At 39.3% G+C, this 20,850-nt stretch carries 21 protein-coding genes; 3 read left to right on the top strand and 18 right to left on the bottom strand.

The genetic code is table 11. From position 1 onward, the window contains the following. Position 1: 1 nt before the first annotated feature. The 14 genes from ACMX9J_RS04090 to ACMX9J_RS04155 all read right to left on the bottom strand — a co-directional run bounded on the left by ACMX9J_RS04090 (position 2) and on the right by ACMX9J_RS04155 (position 15,092). On the bottom strand, positions 2 to 1,321 hold the full coding sequence (locus ACMX9J_RS04090; protein WP_033579188.1) for a (Fe-S)-binding protein: 1,320 nt from the start codon (positions 1,319 to 1,321) through the stop codon (positions 2 to 4). Beyond that, positions 1,318 to 2,730 carry a glycolate oxidase subunit GlcD gene (glcD, locus tag ACMX9J_RS04095; protein WP_416225442.1) on the bottom strand — a complete coding sequence of 471 codons (1,413 nt, stop codon included), beginning with the start codon at positions 2,728 to 2,730 and terminating at the stop codon, positions 1,318 to 1,320. The genes ACMX9J_RS04090 and glcD overlap by 4 nt, the downstream gene beginning before the upstream one ends. Positions 2,731 to 2,858: 128 nt before the next feature. Further along, entirely contained in the window at positions 2,859 to 3,971 is a 1,113-nt protein-coding gene (locus ACMX9J_RS04100) for a CdaR family transcriptional regulator (RefSeq protein WP_328173487.1), read from the bottom strand. A gap of 71 nt (positions 3,972 to 4,042) precedes the next feature. Further along, positions 4,043 to 4,615, bottom strand: coding sequence for a DJ-1/PfpI family protein (locus tag ACMX9J_RS04105; RefSeq protein WP_033579191.1), 573 nt, complete (start codon positions 4,613 to 4,615; stop codon positions 4,043 to 4,045). A gap of 119 nt (positions 4,616 to 4,734) precedes the next feature. Continuing rightward, a complete protein-coding gene (locus ACMX9J_RS04110) occupies positions 4,735 to 5,061 on the bottom strand; it encodes an IDEAL domain-containing protein (protein WP_028413094.1) in 327 nt (108 codons plus the stop codon). A 213-nt stretch (positions 5,062 to 5,274) separates the two neighbouring features. Then, positions 5,275 to 6,708: a GntP family permease gene (locus tag ACMX9J_RS04115; RefSeq protein WP_013083445.1), complete on the bottom strand. Its 1,434-nt coding sequence runs from the start codon at positions 6,706 to 6,708 to the stop codon at positions 5,275 to 5,277. Positions 6,709 to 6,753: 45 nt separating this feature from the next. After that, complete coding sequence (locus ACMX9J_RS04120) at positions 6,754 to 7,944, bottom strand: iron-containing alcohol dehydrogenase (protein WP_080963383.1); 1,191 nt, start codon at positions 7,942 to 7,944, stop codon at positions 6,754 to 6,756. Between the two features lie 245 nt (positions 7,945 to 8,189). Then, positions 8,190 to 9,338, bottom strand: coding sequence for an ABC transporter permease (locus ACMX9J_RS04125; RefSeq protein WP_154991246.1), 1,149 nt, complete (start codon positions 9,336 to 9,338; stop codon positions 8,190 to 8,192). A gap of 1 nt (position 9,339) precedes the next feature. Then, on the bottom strand, positions 9,340 to 10,446 hold the full coding sequence (locus ACMX9J_RS04130; RefSeq protein WP_048019179.1) for an ABC transporter permease: 1,107 nt from the start codon (positions 10,444 to 10,446) through the stop codon (positions 9,340 to 9,342). A gap of 19 nt (positions 10,447 to 10,465) precedes the next feature. After that, positions 10,466 to 11,404, bottom strand: coding sequence for an ABC transporter ATP-binding protein (locus tag ACMX9J_RS04135; protein WP_416225687.1), 939 nt, complete (start codon positions 11,402 to 11,404; stop codon positions 10,466 to 10,468). A 101-nt stretch (positions 11,405 to 11,505) separates the two neighbouring features. Next, the gene (locus ACMX9J_RS04140) at positions 11,506 to 12,624 is read right to left on the bottom strand and encodes a sensor histidine kinase (protein ID WP_311264579.1); all 1,119 of its coding nucleotides are present in this window, start codon (positions 12,622 to 12,624) and stop codon (positions 11,506 to 11,508) included. 4 nt (positions 12,625 to 12,628) lie between these two features. Beyond that, entirely contained in the window at positions 12,629 to 13,267 is a 639-nt protein-coding gene (locus ACMX9J_RS04145; RefSeq protein WP_028408271.1) for a response regulator, read from the bottom strand. A 167-nt stretch (positions 13,268 to 13,434) separates the two neighbouring features. After that, positions 13,435 to 14,670 (bottom strand): Zn-dependent hydrolase, encoded by a 1,236-nt coding sequence (locus ACMX9J_RS04150; protein WP_325077908.1) that lies wholly within the window; start codon positions 14,668 to 14,670, stop codon positions 13,435 to 13,437. 299 nt (positions 14,671 to 14,969) lie between these two features. Then, a complete protein-coding gene (locus tag ACMX9J_RS04155; RefSeq protein ID WP_013057357.1) occupies positions 14,970 to 15,092 on the bottom strand; it encodes a hypothetical protein in 123 nt (40 codons plus the stop codon). A 292-nt stretch (positions 15,093 to 15,384) separates the two neighbouring features. Here ACMX9J_RS04155 and ACMX9J_RS04160 point away from each other — a divergent pair, with 292 nt between their 5' ends. Next, the gene (locus tag ACMX9J_RS04160) at positions 15,385 to 15,921 is read left to right on the top strand and encodes an IseA DL-endopeptidase inhibitor family protein (RefSeq protein ID WP_014459798.1); all 537 of its coding nucleotides are present in this window, start codon (positions 15,385 to 15,387) and stop codon (positions 15,919 to 15,921) included. A gap of 154 nt (positions 15,922 to 16,075) precedes the next feature. Next, complete coding sequence (locus ACMX9J_RS04165; RefSeq protein WP_409405240.1) at positions 16,076 to 17,662, top strand: hypothetical protein; 1,587 nt, start codon at positions 16,076 to 16,078, stop codon at positions 17,660 to 17,662. Positions 17,663 to 17,702: 40 nt separating this feature from the next. Here ACMX9J_RS04165 and ACMX9J_RS04170 read toward each other — a convergent pair whose 3' ends face one another. Further along, a complete protein-coding gene (locus ACMX9J_RS04170; RefSeq protein ID WP_033579196.1) occupies positions 17,703 to 18,116 on the bottom strand; it encodes a GNAT family N-acetyltransferase in 414 nt (137 codons plus the stop codon). Positions 18,117 to 18,247: 131 nt separating this feature from the next. Next, the gene (locus ACMX9J_RS04175) at positions 18,248 to 18,445 is read right to left on the bottom strand and encodes a hypothetical protein (RefSeq protein ID WP_034269118.1); all 198 of its coding nucleotides are present in this window, start codon (positions 18,443 to 18,445) and stop codon (positions 18,248 to 18,250) included. A 92-nt stretch (positions 18,446 to 18,537) separates the two neighbouring features. Between ACMX9J_RS04175 and ACMX9J_RS04180 the strand changes: the two genes are divergently transcribed. After that, positions 18,538 to 19,455, top strand: a complete 918-nt coding sequence (locus tag ACMX9J_RS04180) for an aminoglycoside phosphotransferase family protein (protein ID WP_033579553.1) — start codon at positions 18,538 to 18,540, stop codon at positions 19,453 to 19,455. A gap of 17 nt (positions 19,456 to 19,472) precedes the next feature. On the opposite strand, the gene ACMX9J_RS04185 is transcribed toward ACMX9J_RS04180, so the two are convergent. Together ACMX9J_RS04185 and ACMX9J_RS04190 are read right to left on the bottom strand one after the other, a co-directional pair. Further along, entirely contained in the window at positions 19,473 to 20,468 is a 996-nt protein-coding gene (locus ACMX9J_RS04185; protein ID WP_416225443.1) for an LLM class flavin-dependent oxidoreductase, read from the bottom strand. Positions 20,469 to 20,482: 14 nt separating this feature from the next. Beyond that, positions 20,483 to 20,767, bottom strand: coding sequence for a DUF3219 family protein (locus ACMX9J_RS04190; protein WP_014459792.1), 285 nt, complete (start codon positions 20,765 to 20,767; stop codon positions 20,483 to 20,485). Positions 20,768 to 20,850: the final 83 nt, after the last annotated feature.

Raw genomic sequence — 20,850 nt, forward strand, 5'->3', positions numbered from 1 at the left:
TTTATTTGCTTTCTACTGCTTCAAGAAGTAAATCTGCAAGATGAACGGCCCTTACACTTTCTTCTACTCCTTCTCTGACTACGCCTAGCTTCATTTGAATGAGACAGCCCGGGTTTGCTGTTACAATTGTATGGGCATGGGCTTCTTTCACTTTTTCCATTTTATAATCTAAAATTTGCATAGACATCTCTTGTTCCGTTAAGTTATAAATACCAGCTGATCCGCAGCAATGAGCCGCATTTTCCATTTCATTAAACACCGTTCCGTTAATCGCTTGGATCAGTTTTCTCGGTGCGCTGGACGTTTTCATCACGTTTCTTAAATGACACGAATCTTGATACGTAATAATTTGACTTGGGAGCGATAACTTTTGTCTTTCTACAAACTGCTGCTGCAATAAAATCTCTGAGAAATCTTTGACTTTTGCAGAAAAGACCGCTGCTCTTTCTTTCCATTCCGGCTCATCTTTTAATAGATGATCGTATTCCACTAACAGCGCACCGCAGCCGCCTGCATTAAGAACAATATCATCCGCTTGAATGGATTCAAACGCCATAATATTTTGTTTTGCTAACTTTTTTGCCTGATCTTTTTCTCCGCCGTGCGCATGCAGGGCGCCACAGCACGTCTGCACTTCTGGTATAACGACCTTACACCCCGCTTTTTGTAAAAGTGCAATCGTCGCGTTGTTTGTTTCCATAAACATCGTGTCCATTAAACACCCTGTAAAAAAAGCAACCGTACGCTCTCTTGTTCCTTCTGCTTCAAATAAAAAAGGACGTTTCTTCATTTCTTTTTTTGTTGGCACAGGCGGAAGCGTTTTTTCCATTTGTGCTAAATTACCGGGCAGGACGTTTAATATATTTGTTTTTTGAACAGCTTTTTGCAAGCCGCTTCTTTGATAGAAAGCAAGGAGAGAATGTACATTTTTTAATCGTTCTTTATGCGGAAAAAGCTGTTCAAACACCATATGCCTGAGCGCTTTTACCGGCCATTTATGTCGTTTTTTCTGCTGAATAATATCACGCGCTTCTTCTAATAAGTGTCCGTACTTCACACCCGAAGGACAAACAGGCTCACACGCTCGGCAGCCAAGGCAAAGGTTCAATTGTTTTTCAACGGATTCATCCGGTTCAATAAGCCCATCTACAACTCCTTTCATCAAAGCAATTCTTCCGCGCGGTGACGCTGCTTCATATTGATTGGTTTGGCCATACGTCGGACAGCTTGGCAAACAAAAACCGCATCTCATACAATTCATTAACTCGTCATAATCTAACCGTTCTTTAAACGCTTGCTGAATGTCTTTTGTTGCCGTCATGAACGAACCACCACTCTTTTTCTCGTGTCTTTAGCAAAAATTTTCCCTGGATTCATAATTCCTTGCGGGTCCAAAGCATACTTAATTGCTTTCATCGCAGCTACTCCTTCTCCGCCCATCTTCAATGCTAAATACGGTGCTTTCATTTCTCCGACTCCGTGTTCACCTGTAATCGTTCCTCCAAGCTCAATGGCTTTATGAAAAATTGCTTCAAAAGCTTGTTCGACTCGGTGAAGCTCCTCTTCGTCACGCGCATCTGTTAAACAAGTCGGATGCAGATTTCCGTCTCCCGCATGACCAAACGTACAGATTTTAACGTTGTATTTTACAGCAATTTCATTAATCGCTTTGACCATTTCACTAATTTTAGACCGCGGGACGGTTGCGTCTTCTAAAATCGTCGTTGGCTTCATTCGTGCTAAAGCAGAAAGAGCTGATCTTCTTGCTGTACTTAACGCTTCTGCTTCTGCTTGCGAAGCCGCTACTTTCACCGATACAGCCTTTCCTTCACTGCAGATGCGTGAAATCATTTCAATATCGCGCTTCACCACTTCTGGCGGGCCATCTTGTTCAATCAATAAGACAGCGTTTACATCAGTTGGAAGCCCAACTTGGGCAAAATCTTCTACTACTTCACACGTCGGCTGATCTAAAAATTCAAGCGTAGCCGGAATAATCTTATTGGCGATAATTGCTGAAACCGTCTTAGCAGCTGCGTCCATGTCTTCAAACAGCGCAAGCAGAGTTTGTTTTGTTTCAGGTATTGGAATGAGCTTTAAAATGGCTTCTGTCACGACGCCAAGCGTTCCCTCAGACCCGACAAACAAGTTCGTTAAATCGTAGCCAGCTACATCTTTAGCCAGCTTGCCTCCTGTCTTAATACAATCGCCGTTTGCAAGAATTACTTCAAGACCAAGAACGTAATCTTTTGTTACTCCGTATTTTAAGCCTCGTAATCCTCCTGAGCATTCATTGATGTTTCCTCCAATGGTCGATATTTTCATAGAGCTTGGATCAGGAGGATAAAATAAACCTTTTGCCTCTACGGCATTAATTAAGTCTAACGTAATAACACCCGGCTGCACGGTAGCGGTTAAATTTTCTTCATCAATTTCCAAAATTTTATTCATTCGGTTAAAGGTAAGAACAATTCCGCCTTGCGTTGGACACGTTCCTGCGCTTAGATTTGTGCCTGAGCCTCTTGGCACAATAGGAACGTGATCTTCGTTGCATATCGTTAAAATTCTTTTCACTTGATCTTTGTTTTCAGGCATAATAACTGCATCAGGAAGCGACTGAAAGTTAGGGGTTGCGTCATAAGAATATACGAGTCTTGCTTCACTGCTATCTTGAAAGTTGGCCAATCCTACAACTTCAATGAGCTTTGCTTTTGTTCGTTCATTAAGCATAACGTTCCTCCTTATATATCTCTTAATCTTATTATAGTTGCAGAAGCCACGAGGGACTATAGATAAAAAACTAAAAAAAAGCGCTTTAAAAACTCATTTTTTGTATGTTTATCTAATGAATAGCGCACTTATTCTAGTAGAGACAGCGCAAGGTAAAAAAGCGTGAGACCCTTTACACTTTTAGGATCAATGTCTGTTAGTTCTTTCATTTGCTTCAAGCGGTAATGAAGCGTATTGATATGAATATGTAAATCAACTGCCGTTTTTTTTAATGATTGATCATTGGATAAATAGCATTTCAACGTTTCGAGAAGCTCTTTTTCTTTTAAAAGAGCGGAAAGCACTCGACTTAAGAATTCCTTTTTTACAGGTTCAGAAACGTCTTCTAAAATCATATCCATCAGCAGTTCCTCATAAAAAACAACGGTTTGACGTTTTGAAGCTACTTTAAGCGCTTTTTTTGCTTCTTCATATGAAGCATGCAAATTAAATTGCTCCGCTGGCTTTCCTACACCAATAGTGATGATAACTTGGTTGTTTGCTTGAATGTACTGCTGACATTTTTTTAATTCTTCTTTAAATCCTTGTCTTACCTTTTCACCTACCGCTTCTTTCAGTAAAAGTAAGCGATCGTATCCCCAATTTGCGATATAATCTCCTTCACCTTTATGACTTTCAAACCAGTAGCGAATTGTTTCTTGTACCTGCTGCTGCTTCTTTTTCGAAAGAGATGAGTCAATTTGAAACAGCGTGCAGCAATAAGGACTGTCTACTTGTACTCCTAAAATATGACCTCGTTCAATAAATTCTGCATCTACCTGCTGGCTATAAATCCATTCACGAAAAAAAGCTTCTACTCCTTTATTTTCCCATTCCTTTGTTTCTATGTAGTATGCTTCGCGAATAATTAACTCTGTTAATCTTCGAATAATATCTGCAAAAGGCTCAACAGCTTCTGGAGTACCTGTAATGCCAATAACGCCAATAATGTCTCCTTGATAACTGATAGGCAAATTAATTCCTGGCTTAACTCCTTTTAAATCTGCTGCTTCTTTTTTAGAGATATATAGTTTTTGCTTTTTTTGCATCACGTTCCACGCACCTTCGTGAAAAAAACCAACCCGCTTTTCTTCTGTTGATGCAATAATAATTCCGCGTGGATCCGTTACAATTACATGTTCTTTCATCACCAGCTGTACTTCTTTTATAATTTTCTTCGACAGTTCAGACACTAGCTGCACGTTGTTTACACCTCACCTATCATCAATTAAAAGAGCTGAAAGAATGGTTTTCTCTCAGCCCGCTTTTTTTATTATGCGTTCACTTTTTCAGCTTTTTTTAGCACGTTAAAAAACTCTTTCATAAATTTAGGTAAATCCGGCCAAGCTTGTCCGGTTACTAAGTTTCTGTCTACGTGGAGCGTCTGTTCAACAAATATAGCACCCGCCGCTTCTACTTCCGGACGGCAAGCAGGATACGCTGTCACTTCTCTGTCTTGGAGATACTCTCTAACCGTCGTTAACACGAGCTGACCATGACAAATAACGCCTAAAGGTTTGTTTTCTTTTAAAAAATGAGCAGCAATTTCCTGAACTTTTGTGTTCATTCGAATATATTCAGGCGCTCGTCCTCCAGGAATAATAAGTCCGTCAAAATCAGCGGGATCCACTTCATCTACAGAAGCATGAGAATCAATTTTATATCCCGTTTTTTCTGTGAATGTTTCCATTTCTGGAAGAAAATCATGAACAACCGTTTGGAGCTTCTTTTTCACGGGAGAGGCAATGGTACACTGAATATCTTCTTCTAAACAGCGATAATACGGATAAAAAACTTCTAAAGCCTCCACGGCATCTCCTGTTAAAATCAAGACACGTTTACTCATCTTTTATCACCTTTTCTTTTAATGTCGTCATTTACTTCTTCTCGCAAGCTGCTTTCCATTCCTGCTTTTCCCCTAGGAATAATAAAAAAAGCAGGGCCTTCATTCCTTTACTAGGAATGTCAGCCTTGCTTTTTATCTTGTACTCTTTTTAATTCAGCTGTTAATTCAATAAACCAAGCTTCGTCTTTTGTTAGCAGCGCAAGATCAATCAATGAAAGAATCTGCTCTTCGTGCGCCGTTTTTTGAAGGGGCAGCTTCTCTATTTTTTCATCCATCATGCCAATGGTTGTGCCGACCATTTTTTCATCATCACTTTTCACTACATTGATTAGTGCGGCTTTTTTAGATGGATTAATCGTTTTTATATATCCGTATATAAGTTCACCGTCGCGAGACTTTCCTTTGACCCAGTCGCCTACTTTTAAATTTCCTTCAAATAGCTTCACAGTCATTCTCCTTTCTTCATAAACATGCTAAGAATTAATGTAACGGCATATAGTATTCTAGAAAGTAGTGTAATCATAATACTTACAGTTTAGAAAGTCAAAGAATCTGTTTTAGAGCAAAAGGCTCGATATACAAAATCAGTGCAACAATAAAAAAATCCGAACGATTTATCGTTCGGATCTTTCTTCAACTACACTCAGCCTCTTTATTTGTTATACGAGTCCAGTTAAGCTGTAGATTCCAATGATTAAGAAACATGCAAGCGTTTTTATAACAGTGATGGCAAAAATATCTCGGTAAGACTGCTTGTGGGTTAATCCGGTAATAGCAAGCAGGGTAATAACGGCTCCGTTATGAGGAAGCGTATCCATACCGCCTGATGCCATCGCTACAACTCTGTGCATAACTTCAGGAGGAATATTGTATTGATTAATAGCTTCTACATACTTATCTCCCATCGCACTAAGCGCAATTCCCATACCTCCAGAAGCGGATCCTGTAATACCGGCTAAAATGTTTGTCGTAACGGCTCCATTGACAAGCGGATTTGTAAAGGTATGTGAAATACCATCGCGAACGGTTGCAAAGCCAGGAAGAGATGAAATAACGCCTCCAAAGCCATACTCAGCTCCCGTGTTCATCGCAGCGAGAAGCGCTCCGCCAATACTTGCGTTAAGACCCGCTTGGAAACCGGTGGTCACTCTCTTCCAGTCATACGCAATCGTCGTAATAATTCCAATAACAAGTGCTAACTCCACTGACCAAATACCAACAACTGCGGTTAAATCTACTTTTCCGAACGCTTCAAGGCCAATTTTGGCAAAATCAAAACCGTCTGGGTACCACTTTGGAATAGAAACAGTAAAAAATTTGTTTGCAACCCCTACAAGCACGAGCGGAACAAACGCTAAAATCTGTCTTGCTACGCTAGGTTCATATTTAGGTTCTGTAGAAGGTACAGACTCTTTTTCTAGCTCTGCAGCAGCTGCTAGTTCATTATTAAATCCGTAGTAGCCTTCTCCAGCTTTTCTTGCTTTTTTACTTCGACTTTCTAAATACCAAAGACCTAAGCTAAAAACAATAACTGATCCGATAATCCCCAGTGTCGGAGCAGCATAGATGTCTGTTTTAAAAAAAGTCGTTGGAATAACATTTTGAATTTGCGGTGTACCCGGAAGTGCATCCATGGTAAACGAAATAGCTCCTAATGCAATCGTTCCCGGTACTAATCGTTTTGGAATATTCGCTTCGCGGAATAAGTTAGCCGCAAACGGATAAACTGCAAACGCAACAACGAATAAACTTACGCCGCTGTAGGTTAAGATTGCTCCCATTAAAACAATCGCCAAGATCGCACGTTTAGCCCCCACGACTTTAACAATTGTTTTCGCAATCGATTCAGCGACTCCAGACATTTCAACCATCTTCCCGAAGACTGCTCCTAATAGAAAGACAGGGAAGTAGTTTTTAATAAATCCAACCATTTTCTCCATAAAAACGTTTGAGAAAAATGGGAGTGCATAGCTTGGTTCCGTTAAAATAACGGCTAGCAGCGCACAAAGTGGAGCAAACAAAATAACTGAAAATCCGCGGTAAGCAACCAGCATCAAAAGCCCCAGAGACAGCAAAATAATCAGCAAATCCATAACGTTTCCCCTTTCATCCCTCATTCAATTTGTCTTGAATTTATCTTATTTCTTATAAAGTGCAGACTCAAACTCATATTCATAGGACGTGTAATACAGCTGGATAATTTCTTCTGCCGTCGGTACAACCGGATGGTTAGCAGGACTTCCGCTTTGAATCGCATCCGCTGCCATTTTTTCAACCGCCGCATAAAATAGCTGACGATCAATGCCCCACGATTGAAGATTAGGAATCTCTAAGTCGATACAAAGCTGCTTGATGGCTTCAATTAACACATCTGCTCCTTCTTTTTTTGTATATGATACGTTCGGAAAAAGAGCTTGTCCTATTTCACCTAAACGATCGATTGAAGCCTCTTTTGTATAGTCCAAAACCGCAGGCAGGAGCATCGCGTTAGAAATACCGTGCGGCACATGGAATAACGCGCCAATAGGTCGTGACATACCGTGCACTAGAGCAACGGATGAATTTGAAAACGCCATCCCCGCAAGCATAGAAGCATAGGCCATTTCGTTTCTTGCTTGAACATTTTCTCCATTTCTGTACACAAGACGAATATTTTTCATAATTAACTCAATTGCTTGAAGCGCAAGTGAATCCGTAAAAGGATGTGCTTTTTTAGACAAATACGCTTCGACCGCATGACTGAGTGCATCAATTCCTGTAGCTGCCGTTACGTGTTTTGGACATGATAGAGTTAATAACGGATCAACAATGGCTGTATCAGGCAATAATTGAGGCCTTGCGAGCATCATTTTTACATCGTACGCCGTGTCTGTAATAACCGTCGCTTTCGTCACTTCTGAGCCCGTTCCGGCAGTCGTAGGCACGGCAACCAAAGGAAGAGGACTACCTTGAAAATCTTGTTGATTTTGAAAATACGTTCGTAGATGCCCTTCATTTGTCATCATAATGGCAACCGCTTTTCCAGTATCGATACAGCTGCCTCCCCCTAAGGCAATAACCACATCGCACTGCTCCGTTTTACATATGGCAAGCGCTTCATCTAGATGAATATCTGTCGGCTCTGAATTTACGCCTGTATACACGGCACAGTCCATGCCAGCCTCTGCTAAGTAACGACGACAAGTTTCTACATTGCCTGCTTTCGCCATAACGTCATCACTTATAAGCAGTGCCTTTGTCCCAAGCAGTGCAGCTTGTTCTCCAATTTTAGAAAATGATCCTTCTCCATATAAAACCGTGCGTGGTACAAGTAGTTCATAAATTCCCACTGTTTTTCCCCCTTTGTTATCTCGCTGACAATCTCTCCTTCCGTATTTTCATGCTGACTTATGTAAGCGATTTCATTTATTTGTGCAAAAAACCAACATGAACTTCGTTTTTCTCCCCTATTTATTCTCTTTTTGTATACCCCTTTCCTCTTTCATTCTAAAATTTCATCTTATATTTTTCAATCTTTTTTTGAAACTTTTTAAAAATTACAAAAAAAGCCAGAGGTATTCTCTGACTTTACCATTTAAATAAACTTTTGAACAGTATTATTTCGATTTAATTTATAAATCGATAGCAGGAAAAAAACGAGTGCAAAAGCTAGTAAAATGCTGATATTTAACCATAGGCTGCTTAATGCGACTCCTTGTTGAACACTTTTCAACGTGCTTAATACCCACGTTTGAGGAAGAAAGTCGGCTATTTTCTGCATCACATCCGGCATAAATTCAGGAGGGAAAAAGCACCCTGACAGTAAACAAGTTGGCGTAATAATAAGCGTTTGAAGGCCGTTTGCCGCTTTTGAACTTTCTGTAAAAGCAACGATTACAAGCGACAAGCCGATGGCTACTAGCCCAAACAAAACTAAAATAAAAAACAGCTGCCACACAGGAATGTTCATATCTACGTGAAAAAGAGTCGTAATACAAACAAGTGTAATCATTACTTGCAAAGTTAATAAAATCATATTTGCCAGAACATTAGATATCACGTATTGCCTTGCGCTAACTGGCGAAGCTAGCAGTCTAAAATACGTGCGCTGCTCTTTTTCTTTTGTGATAAGAGCCGATAGATTTACGGCAGAAAAAAGCATAAACATAATTAAATACCCAATTGTCTGCTTGACAATGTTTTGATCGGTTCCTTTGTCTTTGAGTGCATGCGTAGAGACGTGGAATGGCGCTTTTTGATAACTCTCATACATTTGTTTAAACGCAGCGTCATTGCCGCCTGCTGCTTGATTAAGCGCAGAAACATTATCAATATATTGATACAAATAAGACTTAATAAAGCCCGTTACTTCTGCTCCTTTTATCGAAGTAATCGTAATATGATCTGGTTTGTTCGCTTTGACGCTTTCAGAAAACCCTTTTTCAAAAGTAATAACAGCATCAACTTTCTTTGACGTAATCTCATGATCCACTTCTTTGGCCGTGAGCATTTTAACATTTGTTTTATGCAGCCCTTTTAAAAACTGAACGGTGTCTTTTGAGATATCCGTTGAGTCGTGATTGACAACTCCGATATTCACCGAAGTCCCTGCTGTATTTCCATAAATAAGAACGGACATCAAAATACCTGCAATAGGCAAACCAATAACAAGCACAAGTGTCCTTTTGTTTCTAAGCAGCATATTTCTCAGCATATTTGTAACAAGCCACATGATATTTTTCATGTTATAACCCCTCTCTTTTTCTCAAAAGCACAATGGCTGTGCCCAAGAATAAAATAGAGAAGCCTACATTCAACCCGATAACTGAAAGAGAAGCGCCGATATCATTTGTATAAATCAATTTAATAAGTCCATTATTCATCCAGGTTAAAGGTGATACATTGACGAAGCCTTCTCCAGCTCCATTTTGAAAATAGGTTCCTCCCACAATACACGACACTTGAATCACAACCATAATAATTGCTCTTGACGCCGCTTCCGTCTTCGTAAGGTAGCTAACTCCTAGTCCAAAGCTAATGGCAAAAAGAATCTGAGATACTAACATTACGAGTACTAAGAGTAAATGATCTCCCCAATTCGCATCAAAAAAATATTTAGTCGACATAATGACGACTAATACACAAATGGCGTGAACCAAAACAGTGCCTAAAATTTTCCCGACAAAAATTTCAGCGGTTTTAATCGGTGCGGCTACTAATCGAATTGCTGTATTTCGCATACGCTCTCCTCTAATTAAATAACTCGCTGAGATAGATCCGTACAAAACAATCATGGTGGTCATTGAAATAGCGTAGTAGTCTATTGAATTTGGCTGTTTTTGAGAATGAAGGGATGTTTCTTGAATATAGTCATGCTTAGACGCACGCAGCAGGTTCTCGACTTGCTGAGGATTTACTTTGGCCACTTCCATAGCCACGTTATACTTATCAACAAATGTACTTAACATACCTTGCACCACGTTAAATTCAATGCTGTTTTCTTCATTTCCGTAGAGATTAATGCCTCCGTCTTTCACTTCTACATAAGCTGTATAATGCTGCTCTTTTACTTCTTTTTTTCCATCTTGATCTTTTTTCAACGCTTTAAAGTGAATGCCCGATTTTTCTGCATGTGCAGCAAACTGCTTAAAAGCAGCAGATTCTTCATTACTTGTGTCGATTTTATAGAGAACATAGCTATCGTCTATCGTCATGTCGTTATTAAAGGCTTGAGACAAAGCTGTTCCTAAAATAAGGACAAGAGCTAGCGGAAAAAGAATCATAAAGATAAATGCACGCTTATCTCGCAGATCACTTTTCATTTCTTTCAAAGCAATTGCAATAATATTCATTCGTTATTCCTCCTTTCTTTTATAAATCTCTTAGACTGCGTCCTGTGAGCGTCAGAAAGACCGTCTCTAAATTAGGGGCTTGTTCTTTAACTGCTTTAATTTCGATATGATGCGTCATTAAATAATGAATGACCTTGTTTAAGTTATTCACTTCGGCGCTTGAATTAATTTTAATGATTCCATCTTCATACGTAACGGCTGTTACGCCTGGAATTTCCTTTAGACCGCTGCAATCTATATCGTCTGCTTCTTTTACTTCAATCCAAATGTCTTTTGTATCGGTGATAATCGCTTTCAGCTGCTCTTTTGTTCCTTCAGCAATAATTTTGCCGTGATCAATAATTGCAATTTTTGTACATACCTCTTCTACTTCTTCCATATAGTGACTCGTATAAATGATTGTGCTTCCCATTTCATTTAGCTTTTTTACAGATGTTAAAATATAATTTCGCGACTGAGGATCAATGCCAACCGTCGGTTCATCCATAATGATCAGCTTAGGGCGATGAGCAATTGCGCATGCGATATTTAACCTTCTTTTCATTCCTCCTGAAAAGCTTTTCGGATACGCCTTTTGTTTATCTAAAAGCCCTACAAACGCTAAAGCTTCTTCGACTCGTTCGCTAAGAAGTGATTCTCTTAATCCGTAGAGTCCTGCAAAAAACTTCACATTTTCATAGGCTGTCAAATCTTCATAAATCGCTAAGTCCTGCGGAACAATTCCGATGTTCATCTTTGCGAAATTTCGGTGTTTCTTTATATTTTTCCCAAGTACTTCAATATCGCCGCTGTTGCTTTGAAGAAGACTAGCTACCATATGAATCGTTGTGCTTTTTCCTGCTCCGTTTGTTCCTAAAAATCCAAATATATCTCCTTCTTCTACTTGTAAAGATAAATTATCTACCGCAATAAAATCTCCAAATTTCTTTGTTAATTTTTGAATGGATAATACGTTCATCATTTCACCTCTAGTGTGTTGGTATATCCTTATTTTATGAAAAAAAGGCAAACTTACGTCAGTGCATAAGTTCACCTTTTCCCCATGAGAAATCTCATTATTTACGTATGAAGTTTCTCACCTATCGGCAGCAGTGTGGTAACAGAAAATCCGTTTGTACCGTCGACAATCACCGTTCCGTTAATGGAAGCAGCGCGCTCTTCCATTCCTGCTATGCCAAGTCCTTTTTGAAACAAGTGAGCGCCTTTTCCATTGTCTTTGACTTCTACTTTAACCATTTTATTTAGTACGTGAAGCTCAATGGCAATCATCGTTGCTTCTGCATATTTTAAAGCGTTTGTAATAGCTTCTGTTATATTTTCATGAATAATTTTCCACTGAAGAGGCGTGATAAGATCTAAATTCCCTTTGTATACAAGAGGCATTGCGATACTATGCTTAGCCTCAAATTCACCAATAAATAATTTAAGACGGCTGATTCCTATTTGCTCAGCGGGAGGCTTTATACTTTTTAACGTTAACCTAATTTCTTCAATGCCTTCTTTCGAAATTGTAATCGCATTTTGAAGAAGAGACAGCGCTTTTTCCTCGTCTTGCTTCATTACGTGCTTTGCTGCCTCCATTTGAATAAGCGCTCCTGTCATTGAATGACCAATCTTATCATGAATTTCCTGCGATAGTCGATTTCGCTCTTCTAATTTTGAAGCATATTGAGACTGTCTCACATACTCTTTATTTTCATTCACGTGCTTTTGCAGCTTTTGCATACTTACTCTCATTTCATCGAGCTTTTGTTCATAATTGTTTGTCCGCTTTTGATAGATAGCTGCTCCTGTGTAAATAAAAAAAGTAAACGCAGCGACTAACACATACAGAGCTCTAATATCAGAGGGAACTAGCAGCACTGGAAGCAATACAAGCAGCACCATCCATTTTTTTACGATTGATTCTCCAATAAGCTCACAAAGGTTTAGCGGCAAAAGAAGAAAAAACAAAGGATGAAGTTGATACGCACAATATAGAATAAGGACAATTGAAAAAGCAATAAGCATGCGCTTGAACGCGCTCTTTTTCACAATAGACGCGGCGATATTAACACAGCTGTAAAGAAGCAGTGCTAACACAATAGCTGAAATCGAGTGTACATAATTAAACTGAATGTACGTAATAGCCAAAAACAGCATGAGGATGAGCTTGGTCATCATTAATCCGACTTCCATAGTCCTACTTCCCTTTACCGGTTAAATAGTAAATAGCAATTTGAGTACGGTGCTCAAGTCCCGTTTTACTTAAAATCGAACTAATATAGTTTGCTACGGTACCTTCTGAAATAAAAAGGGTTTTAGAGATTTCTTTATTTGAAAGCCCCTTGGCAATCAGTGTCATAATGCTTGTTTCACGCTCGGTAAACTGTGTCATATCCGCTTTTGACTCGCGCTCAGTTGCAGCGTTTAAACTCGATTTGATTTTATCAAGCACAACATCTTGCAGCACCGTATGTCCGTTGAACACGCTTTTGATTGCGTCTCGAATGCGCTCTGGCTCTGTATTTTTTAACAAGTAGCCTTTAGCTCCGTTTTTTACAGCATCAATAATATATTCATCGTCATCAAACGTAGTTAAAATAAGCGGCTTTGCTTTCGTTGACTCTGAAATAAGCTTTGTAGCCTCTACACCGTCCATAACAGGCATTCTTACATCTAACAATGCAATATCGACGGAGTGATTCTTGCAATATTGAACGGCTTCTTGACCATCTTTTAAAGTAGCGACAACGTCGAATTCCTCGTATGTATTTAATATAATTTTCATTCCTTCTCGAATAAACGAATTATCATCTGCAATAATAATAGTAATTTTCATTTCTGCAAGTGAGAAGATCTCACTTTTTTTCACATCCTTTTTTCACATCCATCCCGATGCTTCTCATTTATTGTAGCCATAATAAACCAAAAGTTCAATGCGATAGTTCGCAGTCTTTCTAAGCACTAAAAAAGAGCAAACCTCCGCAGGTTTACTCTTTTATCTCATTACTTCTGAGCTAACTTCATCACCGTCTCTAAAAGTACGTTTACACCTTTTTCGCATTCTTCCCAAGGAGTGAACTCTTCTTCACAATGACTTTTTCCGTTTACGCTCGGAATAAAAATCATAGCCGTCGGAATATAGCTAGCTAAAAACTGTGCGTCATGTCCAGCTCCGCTGACCATTCGCTTGTAGGAATACCCTAGCGAACGAACCGACTCTTCCACTTCATCACAAACCGTTTTATCAAACCACACGGTATCGCGTCCCCAAAGCTTGGTCACCCGCACTTCGCACCCTTCTAACAGCTCCGCTTGATCAGGCAGTGATTGAATAATTTTTTCCACGGATGCAATGACATCTTCATCCGTATGTCTCGCTTCAAGCGAAAAAATCACTTTATTTGGAATAACGGTATGAATATTAGGCAGTACGTTCATACGCCCCATTGTATAGACTAAATTTGAATCCAATCTGCCGAGCTCATGACGAGCTTCAGCAATCAGGTTATTAGTTGCAAATAGCGCATCTTTCCGCATATCCATCGGCGTCGTACCGGCGTGATCTGACTCCCCCGTAACTTCAATTTCATAGCATACCATTCCGAGCACGCACTCGACTACACCAATTGATTTGGCTTCTCTTTCTAAAATAGGCCCTTGCTCAATATGTAATTCTACAAATGCCGATGCTTCAGTAAGACGGTTACTTCTATCGCCTTCATATCCGCATGATTGAAGGGCTTGCTTAAACGTCACGCCGTCAACATCTGTCTTCTTCATCATAACGTCTTTTTGAAACTTGCCCGATAAAATACCTGAAGCCATCATAGAAGGCTCAAAACGCGCTCCTTCTTCATTCGTAAAGTTAACAATCATAATCGGCACCTTCGGCTTAATATTATGTTCAACCAGCGTCCTTACTAACTCTAACCCTGCAACTACACCGAGGATTCCATCAAACCTTCCGCCTTTTTTTACGCTGTCCATGTGTGAGCCAATCACAACAGGCGGCTTATCTTCTAGTCCTTCAAGCGTGGCGTAAATACATCCAAGGTCATCGATTTTAATATCCATTCCAAGATCCCGGCAGCATGAGCAAAAATAATCTCGTGCTAGGCGATCTTCTTCTGACAGCGCTAGGCGGGTTACACCGTTATTAGGTGTTCGTCCATAATCGGCAAATCGTTCAAGCGTATTTTTTAACCTTTCTCCATTCACTGCTACTTTTTGTCGTTGCAACTCAACCACTCTCCTCATTATTTGGTTATAAAGTGCGTCTAAGATGCTGTGTTAATGAATATCATTCATTATGACATAAAATAGGCGATATCACTTGAAGTCTGTTAGAACCCCTTCCATTGTTTTTGTAATGAAAGTGCGCAGCTTGCCTTATGTATCTATTAGCTTCAAAACGTAAATTTCCTGCTTTTTTCTATGAATAATGCACGCGTTATTTATGCATTTTTATTATAAAAATAGCGATAGGTTTTTTTCAAAAAAAAGAGAATTAGTTATTATACTAACTCTCCTCTACACACTTACTTTTTATTTGCTTTCTTCGCAATCGCAATCATTGTAGCCAAAACACCAACTGTAATAATCACAATAGCAATTACGGCAGTGGTAATAATAATTCCTGATGTCACTTCTGAAACACCCATTAGTTTACGTTCTCCTTTTGTGCCTGACCTATTTATCTAAATCAGCATATTGATCGATTTATTCCTATTATATACGAACTTGTAAAGAGACGAAATATGTGACACATAATTGACATACTGTTTATATGTTTTCTTTTAATTCTACGTTTTATTTAAGAAAATACGGGAATAATTCAAACATATATAAGAAATACTCTTTATTTCTTTAAAGAAGTATTGTAATATAAATGTAACAATTGTAATATTGACAGCATGAATGTTACATATATTTCAATGAATGAGTAGGAGGGAAATGGAAATGAAAAAATTTGGAATAATCTTAGCATCACTTGCTCTTTTCTTTTCACTAAGCACAGGAGTTACAGCTCAAGCAGCATCACAAAATCTATCAACGACTAATGCGGTAAAAATTGCAGCAAACGCAAGCAACCATTTCTGGAATGCACTTCATGGATCTAAAGGTAATTTATGTACTCAAAAAACATTTAATTATAAAGGCACTCAGTACTCATATCTTTGTCAAGATTTTAATACAAAAAGCAAACTAGTAAGCTACTTATCTGAAACGTTTACAAACAGTGCTATTCAAAAAGGATTAACAAATTATCGCTACATCACATATAATGGAAAGCTTGCTCGTCCTGTCGGTGACGGATTCAGCATGCTAGAGTGGAACAAAGCAAAAGCAAAACTAACTTATCAACGCGCCGATGTTCGCTCTTATCAATTTACGGTTCCAACAGTTGACGGAGGAAGTGTAAAACGCACCGTTACATTTTATAAATCTGGTTCACAGTGGAAAGTAAATAAGTTTGATGCTGTACTATAAGCAATATAAAAAACAAGGTCTTCTAAGGCCTTGTTTTTTTATGCTCTCTCTTCCGCTCTTTATTAAAGAAGTTTCACTTTATTTTCACCAACTCCCCTTATAGTATGGAGACACACTACTACTTATTCGATACATTGTCATCGGAGGATTTTATATGAACATACTACAAAAAAGAACGGCTTTTATCGTAACTGCAGCTTTTCTTTTAGCATTTGTTTTCAGTATCGTTTCACTATCACACTATAAAGGAGAAGAACATTTATTTTCAATTCAAGAAAGTCATCAGTTAAAAAAGATTACGAATGGTATATCTGCTCTTGATAATAACTCAAGAGATCATCGTCTTCCTTCAGGAAACGGTCCTGCTTCACCCAGCAATTCCGGAGAACACGTAACGCCTTTTCATAATCTATCTATGGATAACGGTGCCGGAAGTCAAGGAGCTAATAAAGACTATGAAACGCCGCTAGCTCTTTATACGGTGGGCTTTTTTATAGCAGAAGCTTTCGTTTACGGATTAGTAAAGAAAAAGAAATGGCATCATTCGATAGGGCATTCTCGCGTTATTTTATGGTCATTACTTGGCACTGGTTTATTTATTCGGATTGCACTGATTCCGTGGGTAGGCTCTCATATGGATGCGTCGCTTTTCAAAAACTGGGCATCGGTTGCGGCTAATCATTTTTCAAATTTCTACGCTAAAAGCGGAAGCGATTATCCGCCGTTTTATATTTATATCTTGTTTATCGTTGGGAAAGTTGGCAGTTTACCGGATTTTCAGCAGTATTTTTCGCTGTTGATTAAAATTCCGCCTATTTTAGCAGATGTTGTCACATCTTATTTACTCTATCGTTTAGCTCGTAAATACTTGGCACCTTCTTTTGCATACCTGTTAGCAATTGGGTATTTATTTAATCCGGCCATTTTAGTTAATTCAACGTTTTGGGGACAAGTGGATTCATTTTTCACTTTACTTATTGTCCTAGCCATTGTAATGATTACGGAAAAACGAATTTACGCGTCGGCCGTTATTTTTACAGCAGCGGTCTTAATGAAGCCGCAGGCGATTATTATCCTGCCTATTTTGTTTTTCGAGCTCATTCGCCTGAAGCAAGTGAAGCATTTCTTCGGCATTGCTTTAACGGCGGCTTTCACTGCTGGGGTGATTTTATTGCCTTTTTCAGTCGGAAAAAGTCCAACGTGGATTATTGATTTATTTTCATCCACCATTGGAGAGTACCCGTATGCTTCTGTTAACGCCTACAACTTTTATAGTTTAATAGGCGCAAACTATAAAGACAGCTCTGCAACGCTGCTGTTTTTCAGCTATCATACGTGGGGACTTATTTTTATCGTCGCGACAACTATTTTTTCTTGGCTTATTTATATAAAAGGACGGAGCTTTAAATACGCCGCTCTTGCAGCGCTTATTCAAATTTCAGGGGTATTTACGTTTTCTTCAAGCATGCATGAACGCTACTTATTTCCAGCAGCAGCGCTTGCTTTAGTGGCTTATATTTATTTAAAAGACAAAAACTTGCTTTACTTATCCCTTGGATTTAGCATCAGTATTTTTATGAACACTTTTTTTGTTTTATACGGCGACAGTAATATGCAAAACAGCACGTCATACCCGTTTTCTATGTTTGCTACGTCGATGCTAAACGTTTTGCTTGTTGTTTATTTAGTAAAAGTTGCTTGGAATTTAGTCCAAAAAAGTACGGTTTTAAAAACGGCATAATACAAAAAGCTCAGTGAGTATGATTGATCACTGAGCTTTTTTACATAACAAGCGACATGCCTGGCGCGTCTTCTTCTCTTTCTTGAAATCCTAATTTTTTATAAAAATGATGCTTTCCTTTTGCTGCAAACAGCTGAATCGATTCAATTCCGCTTTCTTGGCATTTCGTCAACAGCTCTTGAATAATTTGCTTTCCAAGTCCTTTGTTTTGGTACGAGGGATCAACCATCACGTCGCAAATAAGCGCTTGGTAAATTCCGTCTGAAATCATACGACCGAATGCAATCAATTGTTCATTATCATAAATACCGACTCTAAACCAGCTGTTGGCTGCCGCTTCAAACAGCTGTTCTTTTGTATAATTGCCTTTTTTACTTTTATGTAATCCGCTCGCTTCATGCAAAGCAGCAAACTGCTCAAATAACGGAACCTCTTTTTTTATTACGTAAGACACGTTCATTCTCCTCTCAATACCGTTGCTTTCTATATTATATTTATACATCAAAAAGAATAATAATTCAACATTTTTATCTAGTTATCCTGTTACCCTTTCTCCAAATAAAAAAACTGCCAAACGGCAGTTTTTTAGGCTTGTGCTGATTTTTTTCGTTTTTTAAGATCAATTCCTGCAATAATAAGCAAAATGATTCCAAGAGCGATCATGATTTTACTCACTGTTTCTACCCATTCCGGTGCGCCTTCAGCAAGTAAAAGTGAAAATCCAATGATATAAACCGGAAACCCAACGAGAGCCCAAGGGGATTTCACCTTCTTTGTCTTCATATATAGGATCTCCTCCTTCTTTACAGATTCTATGTAGGCTGTATATGATGAGTTTATCAGAAAAAATTGGAAACGACAAAGGAGATAAACGCATGCATACGTTGCCTCAAACATTTTGTGATACAATTACTCACCTTCACTCTCATAAAGGCCAAAAGTGGCTAACTGACTTTCCTCAGCTGATTCGCTACTGCGAACAGCGATGGCATATCACCATTCACAGTCACTTCCCTCTTTCTTACCACTTTGTTGCTCCTGCGCGCAAAGCAGATGGAAGCGAACTAGTTGTAAAACTCTTTGTAGAGCCTTCAGAGCTGCTTCATGAGCAAGAAGCACTGACAGCAATAGCTGGTGAGAACACGGTAAAAATAGTGGACAGCGATGCTGAAAAAGGCATTCTACTGCTTGAAAAGCTGTCTCCCGGATGCCCGCTTTCCTCTTTATCAACTAAAGAAGAGGCTGCGTTAATCGCTGCTCGGCTCATGAAATCTCTGTGGCGCATGCCTCAATCAGACTCCACTATCGAAGAAACAGCCGTTAAAAGAGAGAAGCAGCTTCGAGAGTATACACAAATGTATCCAAGCGGCATTGATTTTCTTTCTTCCGAAACGCTTCAACACGCGCTAGCCGTTTTCTCTGAATTAAACCGGACTTCTCAGCAGCTTTTTTTGCTTCACGGAGACTTGCATCATGATAACATCTTACAGTCTGGTGAAGCGTGGAAAATAATTGATCCAAAAGGGTTGATTGGAGAAAAAGAGTACGAAATTATCCCTTTTCTTTTAAATCATCTGCCTAAGACAAACGTAGCAGAGGCAATTGACCATCGAATCAATATATTTGTAAAAGAACTGAACGTAAGTAAAAAACGCATTTTACTGTGGGGATACGCTCATTCTGTATTAGCCACGTGCTGGTTAATAGAAGACCGCCAAGACGCCGCTTCTTTTTTACGTGCTATAGAAGCATTTCAGCACTTATTTGAGTACTATTACGGGCATAAAAAATAAGAGCCGACATTTGGCTCTTATTTTTTGCATTTCTCTGCGACAAGCTCATATGATTTTAATCGGTCAGCCGGATCATGCGTAATGGTGACAAGCATGAGTTCATCCGCTCCGTAGCGTGCTTGAACTTCTTGAAGACGGACGTGTACTTCTTCTGGATTTCCGATAATCATGGCTTCTTTCATCTTCTTCATTTTTTTCTCTTCTTCTTCTGTAAGCGGATAGCTGGCCGCTTCTTCAATAGAAGGCACGCCTTTTGCTTCCATTTTATCCTGCTGAATTTTCCATACGAGTGAGCTCGTTGCGATGCGATGGGCTTGCTCGGTTGTTTCAGCGCAAATGACCGATACAGTGACAATTGCATAGGGCTGATCTCCGCTCCGCCTTGGCTGAAATGCCTGTTTGTACTGATCAATAATAGCTGAACCGTCTTGTTCACTCATAAACTGTCCAAACGTATAGGCCATTCCGTTTCTAGCAGCGAGCTCGGCACTTTTTTTACTTGTGCCAAGCAGCCACGGTTCTGGAGAGACAGGCGGAAGCGGCGAAGCTGAAAGCTTGGCGTATTCATGTTCAGCTGGAAATTTATCGTCTAAAAACTGCAGAAGCTCTTCAACAAGTTCAGGCATTTTAAATACTTGCTGCAAGAAGTTATCCGACAGCGCATTTGTTGCTTCAGCCGATCCACCCGGCGCGCGCCCAATCCCTAAATCAACGCGCCCTGGAAACAGCGTTGCGAGCATGTTATACGTTTCCGCTACTTTATACGGCTTGTAGTGAGGCAGCAGCACCGCTCCCGATCCAATTCGAATTCTATTAGTTTGTGCGCCGATATAGCCAAGCATCACTTCAGGAGCCGAACAGGCAAGTCCAGACAAATCATGGTGCTCTGCAATCCAGTAGCGCTCATAGCCAAGCTTGTCACCCGCTTTGGCCAGCTGCATGGATGCTTCTAACGCTTCCGCTGGAGTCTGATGGGATGAAACGGGCGATTGGTCAAGTATACTTACTTTCATCACGCATCTGCTCCTTATTCGTTCACTTCAATTAAACTTAATGAAAAATCCCCTACCTGGCCTTTTTCATATAAATTTGTAAAAGACGTAGAGTACTGATGAATCGTTCCTTGGAAATCCAGATCTTCTTCTGGGACATTTACATGAAAAGTACCTTTATATAAAAGTGTAGTAATATCATGATATTCCTCACTTGTTACCTTAAAATCAACTGAAACTTTTGTTTTGCCTTTTACAATTTCTTGTTCATAGCTGTAAATTTGAATAGGCGTATCATTTAATACAATTTCTTGTACCACGTTAAATCGTCTCCTTTTTTAGTGCGTATGAAAAATAATAGCACTTGAAGAAGTCATGAGCAAATAAAAGAGCTTCTGGTTGC

Origin of the sequence: Priestia sp. RMT2NF4 (assembly GCF_047872835.1) — a bacterium.
Taxonomy (GTDB): domain Bacteria; phylum Bacillota; class Bacilli; order Bacillales; family Bacillaceae_H; genus Priestia; species Priestia zanthoxyli.

Coding starts and splice junctions, on each gene's coding strand:
- glcD (WP_416225442.1), bottom strand. CDS start 2,730: ATGCTTAATGAACGAACAAAAGCAAAGCTCATTGAAGTTGTAGGATTG.
- ACMX9J_RS04145 (WP_028408271.1), bottom strand. CDS start 13,267: ATGAAAATTACTATTATTATTGCAGATGATAATTCGTTTATTCGAGAA.
- ACMX9J_RS04155 (WP_013057357.1), bottom strand. CDS start 15,092: ATGGGTGTTTCAGAAGTGACATCAGGAATTATTATTACCACTGCCGTA.
- ACMX9J_RS04140 (WP_311264579.1), bottom strand. CDS start 12,624: ATGGAAGTCGGATTAATGATGACCAAGCTCATCCTCATGCTGTTTTTG.
- ACMX9J_RS04090 (WP_033579188.1), bottom strand. CDS start 1,321: ATGACGGCAACAAAAGACATTCAGCAAGCGTTTAAAGAACGGTTAGAT.
- ACMX9J_RS04125 (WP_154991246.1), bottom strand. CDS start 9,338: ATGAAAAATATCATGTGGCTTGTTACAAATATGCTGAGAAATATGCTG.
- ACMX9J_RS04185 (WP_416225443.1), bottom strand. CDS start 20,468: ATGAAAGTAAGTATACTTGACCAATCGCCCGTTTCATCCCATCAGACT.
- ACMX9J_RS04105 (WP_033579191.1), bottom strand. CDS start 4,615: ATGAGTAAACGTGTCTTGATTTTAACAGGAGATGCCGTGGAGGCTTTA.
- ACMX9J_RS04130 (WP_048019179.1), bottom strand. CDS start 10,446: ATGAATATTATTGCAATTGCTTTGAAAGAAATGAAAAGTGATCTGCGA.
- ACMX9J_RS04180 (WP_033579553.1), top strand. CDS start 18,538: ATGCATACGTTGCCTCAAACATTTTGTGATACAATTACTCACCTTCAC.
- ACMX9J_RS04135 (WP_416225687.1), bottom strand. CDS start 11,404: ATGAACGTATTATCCATTCAAAAATTAACAAAGAAATTTGGAGATTTT.
- ACMX9J_RS04175 (WP_034269118.1), bottom strand. CDS start 18,445: ATGAAGACAAAGAAGGTGAAATCCCCTTGGGCTCTCGTTGGGTTTCCG.
- ACMX9J_RS04165 (WP_409405240.1), top strand. CDS start 16,076: ATGAACATACTACAAAAAAGAACGGCTTTTATCGTAACTGCAGCTTTT.
- ACMX9J_RS04160 (WP_014459798.1), top strand. CDS start 15,385: ATGGAAATGAAAAAATTTGGAATAATCTTAGCATCACTTGCTCTTTTC.
- ACMX9J_RS04115 (WP_013083445.1), bottom strand. CDS start 6,708: ATGGATTTGCTGATTATTTTGCTGTCTCTGGGGCTTTTGATGCTGGTT.